Origin of the sequence: Streptomyces albiaxialis (genome assembly GCF_039530985.1) — a bacterium.
GTDB classification, from domain to species: domain Bacteria; phylum Actinomycetota; class Actinomycetes; order Streptomycetales; family Streptomycetaceae; genus Streptomyces; species Streptomyces albiaxialis.
In genome coordinates this window covers 515,224-531,714 of record NZ_BAAAPE010000002.1, presented here as the reverse complement: position 1 = coordinate 531,714, position 16,491 = coordinate 515,224, and the positions used below count along the sequence as shown (strand labels likewise).

Here is a 16,491-nt window from a genome sequence, read left to right as displayed (position 1 = left end):
GGGAGAAAGATCCTCCTGACACACCACCCACCAGGGGGAGGCAGACACGTGAAGAGACGCAAGGCGGCGATAGCCGCAGCGGGAACCCTCGCCGCGGGAGCGCTGACCGCGGGGCTCATATCCGTTCCGTCCGCCTTCGCGGACGGCACCGCGGACCGGGCCCAGAAGGCCCAGCAGGCAGGGCAGCAGTCCCAGGCCGAGGCCAGGGGCGTGAAGCTGGCCGCCGCGCGCGCCGCCAAGACCGGCATCGACTGGAAGGACTGCCCGAAGGACTGGGGGCTGAAGGCCCCCATCCAGTGCGGGTGGGTCACGGTTCCCGTCGACTACGCCAAGCCGAACGGCAAGAAGATCAAGATCGCCGTCGACCGTGCCGTGAGCACCGGCAGCAAGAAGGAGCGCCAGGGTTCGCTCGTCTACAACCCCGGCGGTCCCGGCGGCTCGGGCCTGCGCTTCCCGGCCCGTATCCCGGACAAGAACCCGCTGTGGGCCAAGGCCGCCACCGCCTACGACTTCGTGGGCTTCGACCCGCGCGGCGTCGGCCACTCGGCGCCGATCTCCTGCGCGGACCCGCAGGAGTGGGTCAAGGCCCCCAAGCCGGACGCCATCCCGCAGGACGAGGCGGACAAGCGGGCCCACCGCAAGACCGCCAAGGAGTACGCGGACGGCTGCGCGGAGCGCAACGACAAGGACCTCGTCGCCTCGCTCACCACGCCCAACGCGGCCCGTGACCTCGACGTCCTCCGCGCGGCGCTCGGCGACAAGAAGCTCAACTTCCTCGGCGTCTCCTACGGCACCTACATGGGCGCCGTCTACGCCGAGCTCTTCCCGAACCACATCCGGCGCATGGTCACGGACAGCATCGTGAACCCGTCGCCGAAGAAGATCTGGTACGACGTCAACCTGGACCAGGACGTCGCGTTCCAGACGCGCTGGGAGGACTGGAAGGAGTGGGCGGCCGAGCACAACGACGTCTACGGGCTGGGCGCCACTCCCGAGAAGATCGAGAAGCGCTGGAACGACCTGCGCGCCACCGCCAAGAAGGACCCCATCGGCGGCGTCGTGGGCACCGAGGAGCTGACCGGCTTCTTCCAGAGCGCGCCCTACTACGACTCCGCCTGGGCCGAGGTCGCCTCGACCTGGTCGGCGTACGTCAAGGGTGACGAGAAGCCGCTGATCGAGGCCGCGGGCCCCGACATGTCGGACGTCGCGGGCAACAAGGCCAGCGAGAACGGCAACGCCGTCTACACCGCCGTCGAGTGCAACGACGCGCAGTGGCCGCGCGACTGGAAGACCTGGGACCGGGACAACACCCGGCTCCACGAGAAGTACCCCTTCCTCACCTGGTCCAACGCGTGGATGAACTACCCCTGCGCGGTCTGGCCGCTCAAGCAGCACAAGGCGCTGGACATCAAGGCCAAGACCTCGCACCCGGTCCTGATGATCCAGGCCACCCGTGACGCGGCCACCCCGTACCCGGGCGGCGTCGAGCTGCACAAGCGGCTCAAGGGCTCCCGCCTGATCACCGAGAAGGACGCGGGCTCGCACGGCATCACCAACCTGAAGAACGAGTGCATCAACAAGCGCGTCGACGCCTACCTGCTCAAGGGCACCGTCGACGCCAAGGACGTGACGTGCGGCCCGCACGCCACGCCCCAGCCGGAGCAGTCCGCGAAGAAGGCGGCGGCCAAGGCCGCTTCCGTCGCGGTCCCGGCCGTGAAGTAACAGCGGGCGTACGGGCGAGGGGCGGCCGGATCACCACCGGCCGCCCCTCGGCATGTCCGCATCCCGGGCCAGGTCCGCTGCCCCGGCGCGTCCGCCGCTCGTCGGCTCGTCGGCTCCTCGGCTCAGCGGCGGTGCTCCGCGAGCCAGCGGTCCTCGGCCTCGTAGTCGAACATCTCGCTCCCCGCCGCCAGGTGCGGGAAGGCCTCGCGCCAGTCGCCCTCCCGCATCCGCGCCGTCAGCCACTCCACCGTCTCCGGCAGCGCCGCCTCGTACGTGGTCACCGCGCGGTAGCCCAGCTCCCGTTCCGCCGCCGTCATGTCGAACACGACCGGCTCCGGGAGCGACCAGGGCGTCGCGCCCACCGTCGGCGCGTCCTCGGGCGGGGCGCCCTGCAGCAGCACCGTCTCGACCTCGGTACCGAGGACGGCGTCCATCAGCTCGGCGATCCGCGCGACCGACGGGGCGTCCGGGTCCGCCGCGTTGAGCACCCGCGGGCCCGGACGGCGGGCCGCCAGGCGCACCAGCTCGGCGACGTTGTCCACGTGGGAGGGGTGGAAGCGGCTGCGGCCCCCGTACGCGAGGATCCGCACCCGCCTGCCGTCCAGCCACCGCTTGACGAACCACAGCTCGCGCGGCATCCGGCTGTGCGTCCCGTGCACCGCGCCCGCGCGCAGCAGCGTCACCGGCATCCGCTCGCCGAGCGCGAGCAGCTCCTGCTCCATCAGCGCCTTGTACGAGCCGTAGTCCTGGTCGCCGGGCGGCACGGTGGGCTGCGTCTCGGGGATCGGGACCGGATAGTGCGGGAAGCCGTCCGGCTCGTCCTGCGTCATGAAGCTGCGGCCCCGCTCGTCCGCGTACACGGCGCCCGTGGAGATCACCACGGCGGAGCCCACCCGGCCCGCCAGCTCCGTCAACTGACGGGTGTGCGCGGGCGCCATCGTCCAGGTGTCCACCAGCAGCGCGTGGTCCTCGCCGACGGCCGCCGCCAGCGCCCCCTCCTCGTCCCGGTCGAGGGCGACCGGGCGCACCCCGTCCGGCCACGAACCGTCCCGCTCCGCTCCGCGCGCGGCGGCGGTCACCTCCCAGCCGTCGGCGACGAGCGCCCGTACGGCCGCCCGTCCTATCTGCCCCGTCGCGCCGAGCACGAAGGCCCGTGATCCCTGAGTCATGTCCGCAGGCTAGGTCTGTACGGAGGGGCCCTTGCGGGGAGTTCGCCGAGCGCGGAAAAAGTTGGTGCCGCGAACCAACCGGGGGGGTCAGGCCGCGCCCCGGCCCCTTCCGCGCAGCGAACGGCCTCGCGCCGCCTTCGCCTTCTCGCGCTCGGCGGCCAGCGCGGCCTTCGCGTCGGGCGCGTACATGTCCACGTACTCCTGGCCGGAGAGCTGCATGATGCCCTGGATGATCTCGTCGGTGATGGCCCGCAGCGCCACCCGCTCGTTCTCCATCCCCGCGAACCGGGAGAAGTCCAGCGGCTCCCCGAAGCGGATCGTCACGCGCCCGATCTTCGGCAGCTTCCGTCCCGGGGGCTGGAGTTCGAACGTCCCGACCATCGCGCAGGGGATCACCTTCACGCCCGCGCCGAGCGCCATCGCGGCCACCCCGACCCGCCCCTTGTAGAGCCGGCCGTCGTGCGAGCGCGTCCCCTCCGGGTAGATGCCGAGCAACTCGCCCTTGCGCAGCACCCCGAGGCCCTCGTCGATCGCCGCCTGCCCGGCGCCCTTGCCCGAGCGGTCCACCGGGATCTGCCCCGCGCTGCGGAAGAACGCCGCCGTCAGCCGTCCCTTGAGGCCCGGACCCGTGAAGTACTCGGCCTTCGCCAGGAACGTGATGCGGCGCCGCAGGATCGCGGGCATCAGGAAATGGTCGGAGAACGACAGATGGTTGCCCGCCACGATCGCCGCGCCCTCGTCGGGCACATGCTCCAGACCCTCGATCCGCGGCCGGAACACCAGCCGCAGTATCGGCCCCAGTACCACATACTTCAGCACGTAGTAGAACACGGGACGTCTCCCTCTCCGCCGCTTCGGCTCACCGGGGCTCTTCCTGAGCCGGCTGACAGCACCTCGGGCCCGCCGTCCACCGTCACCATGAGCGGCGCGGGACGCGGGCCGTGGCGCCCGATCGTATCCGCGCCGCTCGCGGGGCAAGAGCACATACCGCACTATCGCCCGCCGCGCCGGTCCGGTCACTACGTCGAACTACGTCGAACGTCACCGGACGCCGGAGACGTCCCGTTCCGGGGCCCGAGGCCCCGGGATCGCGCGCCCCGGGGCCCCGGGCTCGTGGCGGGTCCTCAGTCCTGCCGTTCCTCCGAGGCGGGCTCGGGGAGCTTCACGTCCTTCGCGTCGTCGGCCCCGAATCCGTGGTCCAGCAGCTTGGCCGCGTCCATGAAACGGTCCTTGCTGTTCAGGACGGTGCCGACGAGGGTCTTGCCGTCGCGCTCGGCGGCGAAGACCAGGCACTCGCCCGCCTTGCTGTTCGTGCCGGTCTTGATACCCACGACCCCGTCGTACTCGCCGAGCAGCAGGTTGGTGCTGTTCCAGGTGTAGTAGCGGGTACGGCCGTTGGCCGCCGGTGCCTCCTCCTTGACCTTCTTGCGCTTCACGATCGCACCGAAGGTCTCGTTCTTCATGGCGTGCCGGGCCAGCCGGGCCAGCTCGGCCGGGGTGCTGACCGCCTTCCTGCTGCCGTCGAAGGTGCCGAACCTCGTCTTCTCGAGGCCGAGTTCGCGGGCCTTGCCGTTCATCTTCCCGATGAACGACCTGACCCGCTCCGCGCGGCTCTCCCCGTGGCCGAAGGTGTCGGCGAGGGCGTACGCGGCGTCCGCGCCGGACGGCAGCAGCGTCGCGTACAGGAGCTGGCGGACCGTCATCTTGTCGCCGGTCTGGAGGTCGGCGGTGCTGGAGTGGTTCTTGGTGACGTAGTCGCGGTACGCCTGGCGGACCGGGACCTGCCGGTTCATGTCGAGATGCGGGGTGTCCAGGACCACGGTCGCGGTCATGATCTTCGCGGTGCTGGCCATCGGGCGAGCGGTGTCGGCGCCCTTGTCGAACAGCTCGTCGCCGCTCTCGGCGTCCAGCAGCACGGCGCCCTTGGCGGCGACCTCGGGCGGCGGGTCCTCGTGCGAGGCGACGGCCCAGCCGACCAAGGGGGTGGCGGTGAGCAGCACGGCGCCGCCGGCGAAGGCGATGACGCCGTTGCGCAGCGTGAGTTTCCTGACAATTCTGGCGTTCATGAGGAAGCGGTGCTCCGTATCGTTGGAACTGCGGCTTGCCTCCTCCGCTACGTGACAGACACCGGAAGGGTTCGCTCCGCTCCGCCCGGCCGCCACGGCCCTGGCAGGTTGCGGCGACCGGTGCTGCACTGTCCCGCGTCCGCACACCGCCGAGCGGAAGGGACATCCCATGAACCCGAGCCCCGGGCGCACCCGCCCCGACATCCTGCTCCTCGTCTCCGACCAGGAGCGCCAGCGCGACTGGCTGCCCGAGGGGTTACGGCTGCCCTGGCGCGAACGGCTCCTCGCGGAGGGGCTGGAGTTCACCGACCACTGGACGCACTCCTCCCCGTGCTCCCCGTCCCGCGCCACGATGATGACGGGCCAGTACGTCCCGCAGCACCACGTCGCCGAGAACATCATCTTTCCCTGGCAGCCCGAACTCCCCGCCGCCGTCCCCACGATCGGCTCCGTCCTGCGCGACGCCGGGTACCGGAGCGCGTACCTCGGCAAATGGCACCTCTCCACCGGCGCCCATCCCGACATGGCCGCCTACGGGTACGCCGACTGGGACGGCAACGACCACCACTGGATGGGCATGGCCGGGACCGGCGTCCACTTCGACCCCGTCATCGCCGAGTCCGCCGCGCGCTGGATCACGCGGAACGCCGAGAGCGGGCCGGAGCCCTGGTTCCTGACGGTCGCGCTCGTCAACCCGCACGACGTCATGTGGTATCCCCTCGACCAGCCGGACTACCAGCGCGCCCACCCCGAACAGCTCGCCATGGTCCGCCGGTTCCTCGGCACGGGGGAGTGGGGCAGGGGCGAGGCCGTGCCCGCGTACGACGAGCCCTACGACGAACTGTTCGACCGGCTCCCCGCCAACTTCGACGACGACCTGCACTCCAAGCCCGCCGTCCAGCGCCAGTGGCGGTACGACCAGCAGCACAGCCTCTGGGGCCACATCGACCCGGGCGACACCAAGGCCTGGCTGCGCCACCTCGACTACTACGCCCGGCTCCACCAGCTCGCCGACGAGAGCCTCGGCACCGTCCTGACCGCCCTGGAGGCCGCCGGGCGCTGGGACGACACCGTCGTCCTCTTCACCTCCGACCACGGCGACATGTGCGGCTCGCACGGCCTGCGCTCCAAGGGGCCGTTCGTCTACAACGAGATCATGAAGGTGCCCTTCTACGCGAAGGTCCCCGGACTCACCCGCCCCGGCACCGTCACGAGCGCGCTCTCCTCCCACGTCGACCTGGCGACCACGGTCTGCGCCCTCGCGGGCGTCACCCCCGACCCCGCGTTCCGCGGCACGGACCTCACCCCGGTGTTCGCCGACCCGTCCGCGTCCGTGCGCGAGCACGTCCTGTTCGCGCAGGAGGCCGTCCACACCCGCCGCGTCCAGCAGAACCGGTACGCGATCCGCGGGGTCTTCGACGGCCGCCACAAGTACGCCCGCTACTACGGCGTGGGCGGCGGCCTCGTCGCCGACCAGCCCACTGTCCCCCCGGCCACCCCCATGCTCTTCGGCCCCGACGCCGCCTTCGACGACAACGACCACGAGCTGTACGACCTCCGCGAGGACCCGCACGAGCGGATCAACCTCGCCCACGACCCGGCCCGCCGCACCGAACTCCGCGACCGCTTCGCCCGGCTGCGCGAGATCGAGCGGGCCGAATTCGCCTGAGAGGGCAGAGGCCGAGGGCCGAGGGGGTCTCGCCGTCCTCGCCCGCCAGGACGGCGGCCCACTCCTCGCGCAGGTGGGGCCTGCCCCGCCCGGCGATGAGGGAGGCCAGGCCCAGCGAGTGCCTGCCCGGCTCCGGGGCCCGGTGCGCCCGGGATGCCCGGTAGGCGGTGACGAACAGGAAACCGAACGCCATCGCGACGGCCGCCACGGTGGTGGCCGAGAAGAACCAGCCCGCGGCGACCAGGTGGTCCGCCATCCGCGGCTCCTGGGGAATCAGCCGGAGGGCGAATCCCGTGACGAGGAAGATGACGGCGGCGACACCGGCGAGGACCGGTGCGAGAACGGCCACGACGGCCGCGGCGTCCGGGCCGTCGGCCTCCCGCCGGTCCGGTCCGGTGGCCGTCATGCCGCGCCTCCCTCGGACGTGGTCCGCAGGCCGAAGAACCGGGGCTTGCGGGTCCGGGCCTCCCGCGTGGCGCGCAGTCCCAGGGCCGTCAGCTCGTAGTAGCGCCGCGCCGGTCGCCCGGGGTGGGGCTCGGTCTCTCTCCGGCTGGTGACCCAGCCGTGCTCGGCGAGCCGGTCGAGGATCGGATACACGGTCCCGGAGCCGAGGTCCGCCTCCTCGCAGATCTTCAGTCCCCAGGCGGGATCGTCCTCGGTCGCCGCCAGGAGCACCTTGAGAACCTCAAGTGTCGGACGGGTAAGGCGAATCGAAGCCATGGCACCCAGGGTTCCACGCTCCCGAGCGTATATCGAGAACGAAGTATGCCTACGGTCCCGCGTCAGCCGCCCCGCTCCCTGCGCTGCCGGGCCCTGACCACGCAGACGTCCACCAGGGCCAGCAGCCCCAGCAGCGCGCATGCCGCGGCGATCCCCCACAGCGGGCCGCTGCCCGGGGAGGTGCCGGGGTCCGAGGCGTCCGCCCAGAGGCCGAAGCCCACGGCGGCGGCCAGGAAGACCGGCGCGAAGCCCGCCGAGAGCAGGAGCCTCAGGCGGAGGGAGCTGCGCGCCGTGGTGGGTTCGGTCCCTGTCCGTTCATGACGGCGCCCGTAGACCCCCGACCGCGACCGGGGAACGGGCTCCCGTGGCCTGTCGTCCATGCCTCCTCCTGGCGCGAGTGCTGCCAGCCCCCCGACCCCCCTCACCTCCCACGGTCCCTCGCGAACCCCCGTACCGCTAGTTACGCGCGGTCACCACGCCCAGCGTGATCAGGCCCAGCACCACCCACAGGAACCAGAGCCAGCCGCTGCTGCCCAGCGCCACCGTGTACGCGGTCACCACCACGAGCCCCACGACGGTGAACACCGTCATCGTCTTCACCGAGCCGGGCATCCCTGTCATCCCAGGCATCACCGCACCTCCTCCCGGCGGCCCCGGGGAGCACGGGTCGCGCACGCACAAGGGCCGCGGCCAGGTTCCATCGTCACCCGGTCGCGGCCCCGCGCGCTACTGGCGCGTCTGTCTACCGCCTCACGTCTACCGCCCCTGGAGCGAGGCGAGGTACGCGTTGTACGCCGCCAGCTCCTTGTCCCCGTCCCGGTCGGCCCGGCGGTCGCGGCGACGGGCCTGGCGCTGCTCGGAGACGTACCACTGGAAGACCAGCGCGATGAGCACGATCACCGACGGGATCTCGCTGAACGCCCAGGCGATGCCGCCCGCCGCCTGCTGGTCCGAGAGCGCGCTGACGCCGAGCGACTCCGGAGGGTGCGCGTACGTGCCGATCATCGGCTCCGTGGCCATCATCAGCGCGATGCCGAAGAACGCGTGGAACGGCATCCCCGCGAACAGCTCCAGCATCCGCATCACGTAACCGGGCCGGTGCGGCCCCGGGTCCACGCCCATGATCGGCCAGAAGAAGACGAGGCCCACGGCGAGGAAGTGCACCATCATCGCGATGTGCCCGGCCTTGGACTCCATGAGGAAGTCGAAGAGCGGGGTGAAGTAGAGCGCGTAGAGGCTCGCGATGAACAGCGGGATCGTGAAGACCGGGTGCGTGATCACCCGCATGTAGCGGCTGTGCAGCAGCGCCACCAGCAGCTCGCGCGGCCCCCTGCGGGCCCCCTGGCTGCGGTTCGCCGAGGGCAGCGCGCGCAGCGTCAGCGTCACCGGGGCGCCCAGGAGCAGCAGGATCGGCGAGAGCATGCTGATCACCATGTGCTGCACCATGTGCACGCTGAAGAGCACCATCCCGTACTCGTTCAGCGCCGTGCACATCACCAGCGCCACCGTCAGCACGCCGACGACGAAGGCGACCGTGCGCCCCACCGGCCACGCGTCTCCGCGTCGCCGCAGCCGCGCCACGCCCCACCCGTACAGGGCCAGCGCCAGCAGGCACCCCACCAGGAAGAACGGCTCGCCGGTGAACTCCAGCCCCCGCGCGAGCGTGAAGGGCGGCAGGTCCATCATCATGCCGTGGCCGCCGTGATCCATCCCTCTCCTGCTTTCTCCAGTTTCGCCCCGTCCGCACCAGACTAGAACCGCCCGTCCGGCCCGTCCCCGGCGGGGTCGGGCCGGACGGGCGGTTCCGGGCGGGGGCCGGCGGTCCGGTCGGGCGGTCCGGTCAGGCGGGCTGTGTCGCCGCCGCGATCCGCTCGTCGCGCAGCGCCTCGTACCAGCGGTCGTCGACCGGCGGCAGCGCGTTCACATCGAGGGACAGCTTGATCAGCAGGTCCGCGATCTGCGGATTGCGCGCGAGGACCGGGCCGTGCATGTACGTCCCGAAGACCGTGTCGTTCCACGCGCCCTCGGTGCCGTCCCCCGTCCCGTTCCCCTTCCCGAGCCGCACCCGCGCCAGCGGGCGCGCGCCCGGGCCCAGGTGCGTGATGCCCTGGTGGTTCTCGAAGCCGGTGAGCTGCGGCAGCCGCAGGTGCTCGTCGATGTCGCCGAGGACGTCGCCCACGCACCGCTCGGCCTCGCCGCGCGTGCTCGTCACGTCGAGAAGCCCCAGACCGGGCGAACGCTCGCCCAGGTCGTTGACGAACTCGTGGCCCATGATCTGGTAGCCCGCGCAGACGGAGAAGATGATCGCGCCGTTCTCCGCGGCGCGGTTCAGCCCGCCGTCGCGCAGCAGCCGCTCGGCCGCCAGCCGCTGCGGCCGGTCCTCGCCGCCGCCGATCAGATAGATGTCCCCGGACGTCGGGATCGGCTGGTCCGAGCGCACGTCCAGCCGCTGCACGTCGAGCCCGCGCTGCCGCGCGCGCCGCTCCACCACCAGCGCGTTCCCCTGGTCGCCGTACGTGCTCAGCAGGTCCGGGTAGACCCACACCAGCCGCAGACTCGCGTTACTCATGCCGCCAGCTCCTTCAGCGGTTCGAAGGGTTCGAAGAGGTCCGGGAGGGCCACGCCGTCAGTTGCCGACGACACGGCGCAGGTCCTGGAACGCGGTGTAGTTCGCGATGGCCTCGATACGGCCCGGAGGGCACCGGTGCACCGCGTCCTGCGCGCTCTCGCACACCTGGAAGTCGACGCCCGCCACCTCCAGCCGCACCGCCAGGTCCAGCTTACGGTCACCGATCACACAGATCGGGTGGCCCGCCAGGCGGCCGTAGTCCACGTCCCACAGCCAGGAGGTGTCCGTGCCGTCCGCGCCGCGCGCGTTCACCGACAGGATCACCGGCGCCGGCGGCCCGTCGATCAGCGAGAACGTCTCCAGCCACCCGGCCGGGTTCTTCGCGAGCAGCAGCCGGATGTCCCGGCCCTCGTACTGCACCACGTCGTAACGGCCCGCGACGGCCTGCACCGTGTACATCCGCTCCAGTGCCGTCTGCGGCGGCACGCCGAAGGCGGCGGCGACGGCGGCGGACGTGGTCGCGTTCGCCTTGTTCGCGCGGCCCGGGAGCTGGAGGTGGATCGGCCAGGCCGAGCCGTGCGGGTCGAGGACGTGGTCGCCCGAGAGGGCCCAGCTCGGCGTGGGGCGGCGGAAGCCGCACTCCGCGCAGAACCAGTCGTCGCCGGGGCGCTGCATCACGCCGCCGCACGCCGGGCACGACCAGGCGTCGTCCTTCCACTCCTGGCCCGCGGCCACCCACACCACGTTCGGCGAGGAGGAGGCCGCCCAGACCACGAGCGGGTCGTCCGCGTTCGCGATGATCACGGCCTTCTGGCCCGAGAGACCCTCGCGCCAGCGCTCGGCCAGCATCCGCGTCTCCGCGGCGCGGTCGAGCTGGTCGCGCGACAGGTTCAGCAGCGCGATGGCCTTGGGCGTCACGTCGCGCGCGACACCCGCGAGATACTTCTCGTCGACCTCGATCACGCCGTACCGCGCGTTCGACCCGCCCGCGAGGGCCGAGGTGATCCCGGCAGGCATGTTGGCGCCCAGCGCGTTCGACACCACCTCGCCGTTGGCGCGCAGGGCCTCGGCGATCAGTCGCGTCGTCGTCGTCTTCCCGTTCGTCGCGGACACCAGGACCACGTCCAGGTGCGTGGCGAGCCGCTGGAGGAGGTCGGGATCGAGCCTGAGCGCGACCTTCCCGCCGATCACCGATCCGCTGCCGCGGCCCGCAGCCCGCGACACCGCCGCCGCGGCCCTGCCCGCCGTCACGGCCAGCCGCGACCGCGCCGACAGCGGCTCCGTGTTGCCTGCCATCGTGTCTGAACCTCCTTGCCCCTCGCGTAGAAGAGAAGCCTACCGAGATCCGGTGGACCCCCTGACCGCGCCACCCCTTCGAAGATCAACTCGGTGGCGTTCCGCGTACGCTGGCACCCATGCGACGTGGCAGCATCCCCGGCGGCTCCGGCACCGTACGCCCCCTGCGGACGTACGGCGACCCCGTGCTGCGTAGCGCGGCACGCGCGGTGACCGTCGAGGACCGGCCCCTGGCCCGGTTGATCGAGGACATGTACGCCACGATGTACGCGGCGCGGGGCGTGGGTCTTGCCGCGTGCCAGGTCGGATTGCCGCTGCGGATCTTCGTCTACGACTGCCCCGACGACGAGGACCGACGCCACCGGGGTCACGTCCTGAACCCCCGGCTCGTGTCGACCGGCGGCGTCACGGTGCGGGGGCCGGAGGGGTGCCTCTCCCTGCCGGGGCTGGAGTACGGGACGCCGCGTGCCGATGAGGCCGTCGTCGAGGGTGAGGATCTGGAGGGGCGTCCTGTGCGTATCGAGGGCACGGGCTTTTTCGCGCGGTGCCTTCAGCATGAGTACGACCACCTGGACGGGGGGCTGTTCGTCGACCGTCTCGCCGGGCTGCGTCGCGCTCGTGCGCTGCGGGCGGCTCGTCAATTCCTCGACTGAGCGATTCCGGGCGGGCGGATCCGGGGGTGTGCCCCTGGGCGTGCTTCGCCGACTGCGGGTGTGCTGTGGCTGGTCGCGCAGTTCCCCGCGCCCCTTCGGGGGCGCTCAGAAGCCCGGGCCGCCCACCCTGTCGCCCGCTGCCGCCAGGCGGCCCCAGAGGAGGTCCGCTAGGTGGCGGACCAGTGTCGCGCGGTCGCAGGGGCGGTCGCGGAGCCACCAGTCGCCCGCCGCGTGCATCATGCCGACGATGCCGTGGCCCCAGACGCGGGCCAGCTCCTCGCTCTCCGGGCCCAGATCGACCCGTTCGGCGATGACCTTGGCCAGCTCCTCGCCGAGCCGGCGCAGCAGCGGGGCCGAGTGCTGGCCGACGTCGAAGCCCCGCTCGCTGGCGGGGGAGTCCTCCGCCGGGTGCATCAGGAAGCGGTAGACCTGCGGGCGCGCCTCGATCGCGGCGAGGTAGGTGTCGAGCGTGGCCTCCACCCGTTCGCGGCGGTCGCGGGGCGCGTCGAGCGCGGCGCGCAGCGCGTCCAGCAGCGCGTCGGTGTGCCGGACGGCGAGGGCGCGGTAGAGCCCGCCCTTGTCGCCGAAGTGCCGGTAGAGGATGGGCTTGGTGATGCCCGCCTCGGCGGCGATCGCGTTCATCGAGGCGCCGGGGCCGTCCCTGAGCACCACCTTGTCGGCGGCCTCCAGCAGTTCCTGCCGCCGCCGCTCGGCGGCGCTCGCCTGCTCGTCCTGCCGCGTGGTCCCCATGCGTGCCTCCCCGCCCCTCCGGTCGCTTGCTCCCCCGCGCAACGTACTGCATTTCCTCCGGGGCCCCTCCGGGCCCCTTCCGGGACCGCGGCCGGGCCGGGGAGTTGACATGCCTTACTGGCGGGTAACAGACTGACCGCCACTCCTATTACTCATGGTAACTACCGGACGAGAACGGCGGAGGGTGACGGCGATGGCCGATTCCCAGTTTGCGCTTGACCTGAACGACGACCAGAAGGAAGTCCGCGACTGGCTCCACGGGTTCGCCGCCGACGTGATCCGCCCCGCCGCCGCCGAGTGGGACGAGCGCGAGGAGACGCCCTGGCCGATCATCCAGGAGGCCGCCAAGATCGGCCTGTACTCCCTCGACTTCTACGCCCAGCAGTTCTTCGACCCGACCGGGCTCGGCATCCCCATGGCCATGGAGGAACTGTTCTGGGGCGACGCGGGGATCGCCCTCTCCATCGTCGGCACCGGCCTGGCGGCGATCGGCGTCGTCGCCAACGGCACCGAGGAGCAGATCGGCACCTGGATACCCCAGATGTACGGCGACGCCAGCGACGTGAAGGTCGCCGCCTTCTGCTCCTCGGAACCCGACGCGGGCTCCGACGTCTCGGCCATGCGCACCCGCGCCGTCTACGACGAGGCCAAGGACGAGTGGACCCTCAACGGCACCAAGACCTGGGCGACGAACGGCGGCATCGCCAACGTCCACGTCGTCGTCGCCGTGGTCGACCCCGAGCTGGGCTCCAAGGGCCACGCCTCCTTCATCATCCCGCCGGACACCCCGGGCCTCTCGCAGGGCCAGAAGTTCAAGAAGCACGGCATCCGCGCCTCGCACACCGCCGAGGTCGTCCTGGAGGACGTCAAGGTGCCCGGGCACTGCCTGCTCGGCGGCAAGGAGAAGCTGGACGAGCGCCTCGCGCGGGCGCGGGAGCGGGCCAAGAAGGGCGGCGAGCGGGTGAAGAACGCGGCGATGGCCACGTTCGAGGCCTCCCGCCCCGCCGTCGGCGCGCAGGCCGTCGGCATCGCCCGCGCCGCGTACGAGGTCGCGCTCGACTACGCCAAGACCCGCGTCCAGTTCGGCCGCCCCATCATCGACAACCAGGGCATCGCCTTCCAGTTGGCCGACATGCGCACCCGCATCGACGCCGCCCGCCTCCTGGTCTGGCGCGCCTCCTGGATGGCCGCCGCGGGCCGCAAGTTCGAGGCGGCCGAGGGTTCGATGTCGAAGCTCTTCGCGGGCGAGACCGCGAAGACGGTCACCGCCCAGGCCATGCAGATCCTCGGGGGCAACGGCTTCACCCGCGAATACCCGGTCGAGCGCATGCACCGCGACGCCGCGATCTACTCCATCTTCGAGGGCACGAGCGAGATCCAGCGCCTCGTCATCGCCCGCACGATCTCGGGTGTCCCGATCCGCTAGAACCCCGCCGCCCGTCCCTCGGCCGCACCGGAATCCCTTCCCTCGCGCTTCCGCCGAGGGGAGCCGGTGTTCGCCGGTGGCGATGTTCCGTGCCGTGCGGCACGGGAGGCGTCAGCATGGGGTCATGGCAGACGAACAGCGGTTCCGGGCGCTCTACGACGCCTTCAACTCCCGTGACACCGACGCGCTCCTGGCCGAGATGACGCCCGACGTGGACTGGCCCAACGGCTGGGAGGGCGGCCGGGTGCAGGGGCGGGACGCGGTGCGGACGTACTGGCGGCGGCAGTGGGCCGAGGCGGACTCGCGGGTCGAGCCGCTGGAGGTCACGACGGAGGCCGACGGGCGCGTGACCGTCGAGGTGCATCAGCGGGCCACCGGCCCGGCGGGCGAGGTGCTGTGGGACGGCCAGGTGCGGCACGTCTACGAGCTGCGCGAGGGGCTGATCGCCCGGATGGAGATCGTCTGACGGGGCGTTGCCCCGCCCGGCGGACTCACAGAAGGGGCATCCGATGTCGTGGACAGGGAGCGAGGCCGCCTTCGCCGGTGGCGCCGGGCGCCTCGCGGGCACCTTGGCGCTGCCCCGCAGGGAGAGCGGGGACGTGCCCGGCGTGGTCCTGATCGGCGGGTCCGGGGACTCGGACCGGGACAACGGCACGTACTTCCCGCTGCTGCGCGCGAGGCTGGCGGAGGCGGGCTTCGCCGTGCTCTCGTACGACAAGAGAGGCGTGGGCGCCTCCTCGGGTGACTGGCGCGCGGGCACTCTGGAGGACCTGGCCGCCGACGCGTCCGCCGCGCGTGAACACCTGTGCAGCACGCCCGGGGTGGACGCGGCACGGGTCGGCTTCTTCGGCCACAGCGAGGGCGGCTGGGCGGCCCTGCTGGCGGCAACCGGCCGGGACGACGTCCCCTGGACCGTCACCAGCGGCTGCCCGGCGGTGACCCCCGCGGAGCAGGGGCGGTACGAGCTGTCGAACCTCGTACGGGACTCCGGGACGGCGCGCGCCGAATCCTCCTCCCCGGCCCTCCGCCTCTACGACAGCCTGATCGAGGCGGGGCGGCGCGGCGCGGACTTCGGCGAGGTCCGAAGGCTCGTCGCCGAGGCCGGGAGCCCGCCGTGGGTGGCGGGGCTGTGGGGTGAACCGGACGCGGGCCTCTGGGCGTTCCTCGCCCGCAAGCAGGACCACGACCCGCTGCCCGGGGTGCGCGCGCTGCGCTGTCCGTATCTGGCCGTCTTCGGCGCCGCCGACCCGCTGGTCCCCGTCGCCGAGAGCGTCCGCCTGCTCGCCGCCGCGCACGGCGAGGCCGGTCGCGATCCGCGCGCGACGCTGACCGTGGAGCTGTTCCCCGACGGCGACCACCGCGTCCAGGTGGACGGCGGGACGCGGTTCGCCCCCGGCTACCCCGACGCGGCGGTCCGCTGGCTGCGCGAGCGCGCGGGCGAACGCCGAGGGGGCGGCTGAGCGTCGGCAGCGGCAGCGGCAGCGGCGTCGGCAGCGGTGGCGTTCGGGAGGGAGGCCGCCGCGTCGTCCGCGGCCCGTACGAACGCGCGTATCCGTTCCGTCGTGTTGCCCTCGGGCCAGATCAGGCCCCGTTCGATCGGCGGCGCGTCGTGCAGCGGCACGTAGACGATGTCCGGCCGGGGGAAGTAGTGCCGGGACTGCTCGCCGACGGGGAGGACGCCCTCGCCCATCGCGACGAGCGTGAGCATCTCCGAATACGACCCGCCGGCGGGCCCCTTCGGCACCGGCCTGCCCGAGGGTGTGCGGTCGGGCGTACGGTCCCGTTTGAACGCCGCCGAGGTCACGCGCGGGTACTGCACCACAGGGTGCTCCGCGAGCACTTCGAGGGACACCGAGTCCTCGTCGGCCAGCGGGTGCCCGGCCGGTACGGCGAGCACGCGACGCTCCGTCAGCAGCGCGGGCCCGCAGGCCATGCCGTCGAACGGGAAGGAGGCGAGCAGCAGGTCCACCGAGCCGTCCAGCAGGCTCGCCCGGGAGTCGGCGAGCTGGACCTCGCGCACCTGGACCCGGCAGTCGGGGTGCCGCTCGCTGAACAGGCTGACCGCCCGGAGCAGCACCGGCGCCGTCCAGACGCCGAGGAACGCGACTCGCAGCTCGCCCGTGACCCCGCGGCTGGCGTCCGACGCCCTGCGCAGCGCCGCGTCCATCGCGGCGACGAGAGGCGTCAGGTCGTCGGCGAGCTGCCGCCCGACGGGGGTCAGGCGGACGGTGCGGCTGGTGCGCTCGAAGAGCTGCCCGCCCACCCGGCGTTCCAGCTTCTTGACGAGCTGGCTGACCCGGCCCGTCGTGACCCTCAGCCGTTCGGCCGTCCGCCCGAAGTGCAGTTCTTCGGCGAGCGTCAGGAAGGTCTCGGTCTCCAACCGGTCCAGCACGGCGGCTCCAGTGTCGGCGTTCCTCACGGGCGATCGTTGAGTCCTGCTCAACGGTCGTC

Annotated in this window: 18 protein-coding genes; 6 read left to right on the top strand and 12 right to left on the bottom strand. The window is 72.2% G+C overall.

Annotated elements, in window-relative coordinates:
* Nucleotides 1–48 precede the first annotated feature (48 nt).
* Nucleotides 49–1,722 (top strand): alpha/beta hydrolase, encoded by a 1,674-nt coding sequence (locus tag ABD343_RS07400; protein ID WP_344525314.1) that lies wholly within the window; start codon nt 49–51, stop codon nt 1,720–1,722.
* A gap of 122 nt (nt 1,723–1,844) precedes the next feature.
* On the opposite strand, the gene ABD343_RS07395 is transcribed toward ABD343_RS07400, so the two are convergent.
* The 3 genes from ABD343_RS07395 to ABD343_RS07385 all read right to left on the bottom strand — a co-directional run bounded on the left by ABD343_RS07395 (nt 1,845) and on the right by ABD343_RS07385 (nt 4,957).
* On the bottom strand, nt 1,845–2,891 hold the full coding sequence (locus ABD343_RS07395; RefSeq protein ID WP_344525312.1) for an NAD-dependent epimerase/dehydratase family protein: 1,047 nt from the start codon (nt 2,889–2,891) through the stop codon (nt 1,845–1,847).
* An 87-nt stretch (nt 2,892–2,978) separates the two neighbouring features.
* The gene (locus tag ABD343_RS07390) at nt 2,979–3,722 is read right to left on the bottom strand and encodes a lysophospholipid acyltransferase family protein (RefSeq protein WP_344525311.1); all 744 of its coding nucleotides are present in this window, start codon (nt 3,720–3,722) and stop codon (nt 2,979–2,981) included.
* A 293-nt stretch (nt 3,723–4,015) separates the two neighbouring features.
* Nucleotides 4,016–4,957 carry a D-alanyl-D-alanine carboxypeptidase family protein gene (locus ABD343_RS07385; RefSeq protein WP_344525309.1) on the bottom strand — a complete coding sequence of 314 codons (942 nt, stop codon included), beginning with the start codon at nt 4,955–4,957 and terminating at the stop codon, nt 4,016–4,018.
* A 169-nt stretch (nt 4,958–5,126) separates the two neighbouring features.
* Between ABD343_RS07385 and ABD343_RS07380 the strand changes: the two genes are divergently transcribed.
* Entirely contained in the window at nt 5,127–6,626 is a 1,500-nt protein-coding gene (locus ABD343_RS07380) for a sulfatase-like hydrolase/transferase (RefSeq protein ID WP_344525307.1), read from the top strand.
* On the opposite strand, the gene ABD343_RS07375 is transcribed toward ABD343_RS07380, so the two are convergent.
* The 7 genes from ABD343_RS07375 to ABD343_RS07345 all read right to left on the bottom strand — a co-directional run bounded on the left by ABD343_RS07375 (nt 6,538) and on the right by ABD343_RS07345 (nt 11,211).
* Nucleotides 6,538–7,032 carry a hypothetical protein gene (locus ABD343_RS07375; protein ID WP_344525305.1) on the bottom strand — a complete coding sequence of 165 codons (495 nt, stop codon included), beginning with the start codon at nt 7,030–7,032 and terminating at the stop codon, nt 6,538–6,540. The two genes, ABD343_RS07380 and ABD343_RS07375, sit on opposite strands and share 89 nt — an antisense overlap.
* Complete coding sequence (locus ABD343_RS07370; protein WP_344525303.1) at nt 7,029–7,346, bottom strand: PadR family transcriptional regulator; 318 nt, start codon at nt 7,344–7,346, stop codon at nt 7,029–7,031. The genes ABD343_RS07375 and ABD343_RS07370 overlap by 4 nt, the downstream gene beginning before the upstream one ends.
* Nucleotides 7,347–7,408: 62 nt before the next feature.
* On the bottom strand, nt 7,409–7,726 hold the full coding sequence (locus tag ABD343_RS07365) for a DUF6343 family protein (protein WP_344525301.1): 318 nt from the start codon (nt 7,724–7,726) through the stop codon (nt 7,409–7,411).
* Between the two features lie 76 nt (nt 7,727–7,802).
* Complete coding sequence (locus ABD343_RS07360; RefSeq protein ID WP_344525299.1) at nt 7,803–7,976, bottom strand: hypothetical protein; 174 nt, start codon at nt 7,974–7,976, stop codon at nt 7,803–7,805.
* A gap of 126 nt (nt 7,977–8,102) precedes the next feature.
* The gene (locus ABD343_RS07355; RefSeq protein WP_344525297.1) at nt 8,103–9,056 is read right to left on the bottom strand and encodes a cytochrome c oxidase assembly protein; all 954 of its coding nucleotides are present in this window, start codon (nt 9,054–9,056) and stop codon (nt 8,103–8,105) included.
* Between the two features lie 130 nt (nt 9,057–9,186).
* On the bottom strand, nt 9,187–9,915 hold the full coding sequence (locus tag ABD343_RS07350; protein ID WP_344525295.1) for a type 1 glutamine amidotransferase: 729 nt from the start codon (nt 9,913–9,915) through the stop codon (nt 9,187–9,189).
* Between the two features lie 57 nt (nt 9,916–9,972).
* The gene (locus tag ABD343_RS07345) at nt 9,973–11,211 is read right to left on the bottom strand and encodes a MurT ligase domain-containing protein (RefSeq protein ID WP_344525293.1); all 1,239 of its coding nucleotides are present in this window, start codon (nt 11,209–11,211) and stop codon (nt 9,973–9,975) included.
* A 119-nt stretch (nt 11,212–11,330) separates the two neighbouring features.
* Between ABD343_RS07345 and def the strand changes: the two genes are divergently transcribed.
* Entirely contained in the window at nt 11,331–11,864 is a 534-nt protein-coding gene (def, locus tag ABD343_RS07340) for a peptide deformylase (RefSeq protein ID WP_344525291.1), read from the top strand.
* A 105-nt stretch (nt 11,865–11,969) separates the two neighbouring features.
* Here the strand turns inward: def and ABD343_RS07335 are convergent, their stop codons facing one another.
* Complete coding sequence (locus ABD343_RS07335; protein WP_344525289.1) at nt 11,970–12,614, bottom strand: TetR/AcrR family transcriptional regulator; 645 nt, start codon at nt 12,612–12,614, stop codon at nt 11,970–11,972.
* A 193-nt stretch (nt 12,615–12,807) separates the two neighbouring features.
* On the opposite strand from ABD343_RS07335, the gene ABD343_RS07330 reads away from it, so the two are divergent.
* From ABD343_RS07330 to ABD343_RS07320, 3 genes are all read left to right on the top strand, one after another.
* The gene (locus ABD343_RS07330; protein ID WP_344525287.1) at nt 12,808–14,040 is read left to right on the top strand and encodes an acyl-CoA dehydrogenase family protein; all 1,233 of its coding nucleotides are present in this window, start codon (nt 12,808–12,810) and stop codon (nt 14,038–14,040) included.
* Between the two features lie 124 nt (nt 14,041–14,164).
* On the top strand, nt 14,165–14,506 hold the full coding sequence (locus ABD343_RS07325) for a nuclear transport factor 2 family protein (RefSeq protein WP_344525285.1): 342 nt from the start codon (nt 14,165–14,167) through the stop codon (nt 14,504–14,506).
* 43 nt (nt 14,507–14,549) lie between these two features.
* Entirely contained in the window at nt 14,550–15,500 is a 951-nt protein-coding gene (locus ABD343_RS07320) for an alpha/beta hydrolase family protein (RefSeq protein ID WP_344525283.1), read from the top strand.
* Here ABD343_RS07320 and ABD343_RS07315 read toward each other — a convergent pair.
* Entirely contained in the window at nt 15,437–16,459 is a 1,023-nt protein-coding gene (locus ABD343_RS07315) for a LysR family transcriptional regulator (RefSeq protein ID WP_344525281.1), read from the bottom strand. The two genes, ABD343_RS07320 and ABD343_RS07315, sit on opposite strands and share 64 nt — an antisense overlap.
* Nucleotides 16,460–16,491 lie beyond the last annotated feature (32 nt).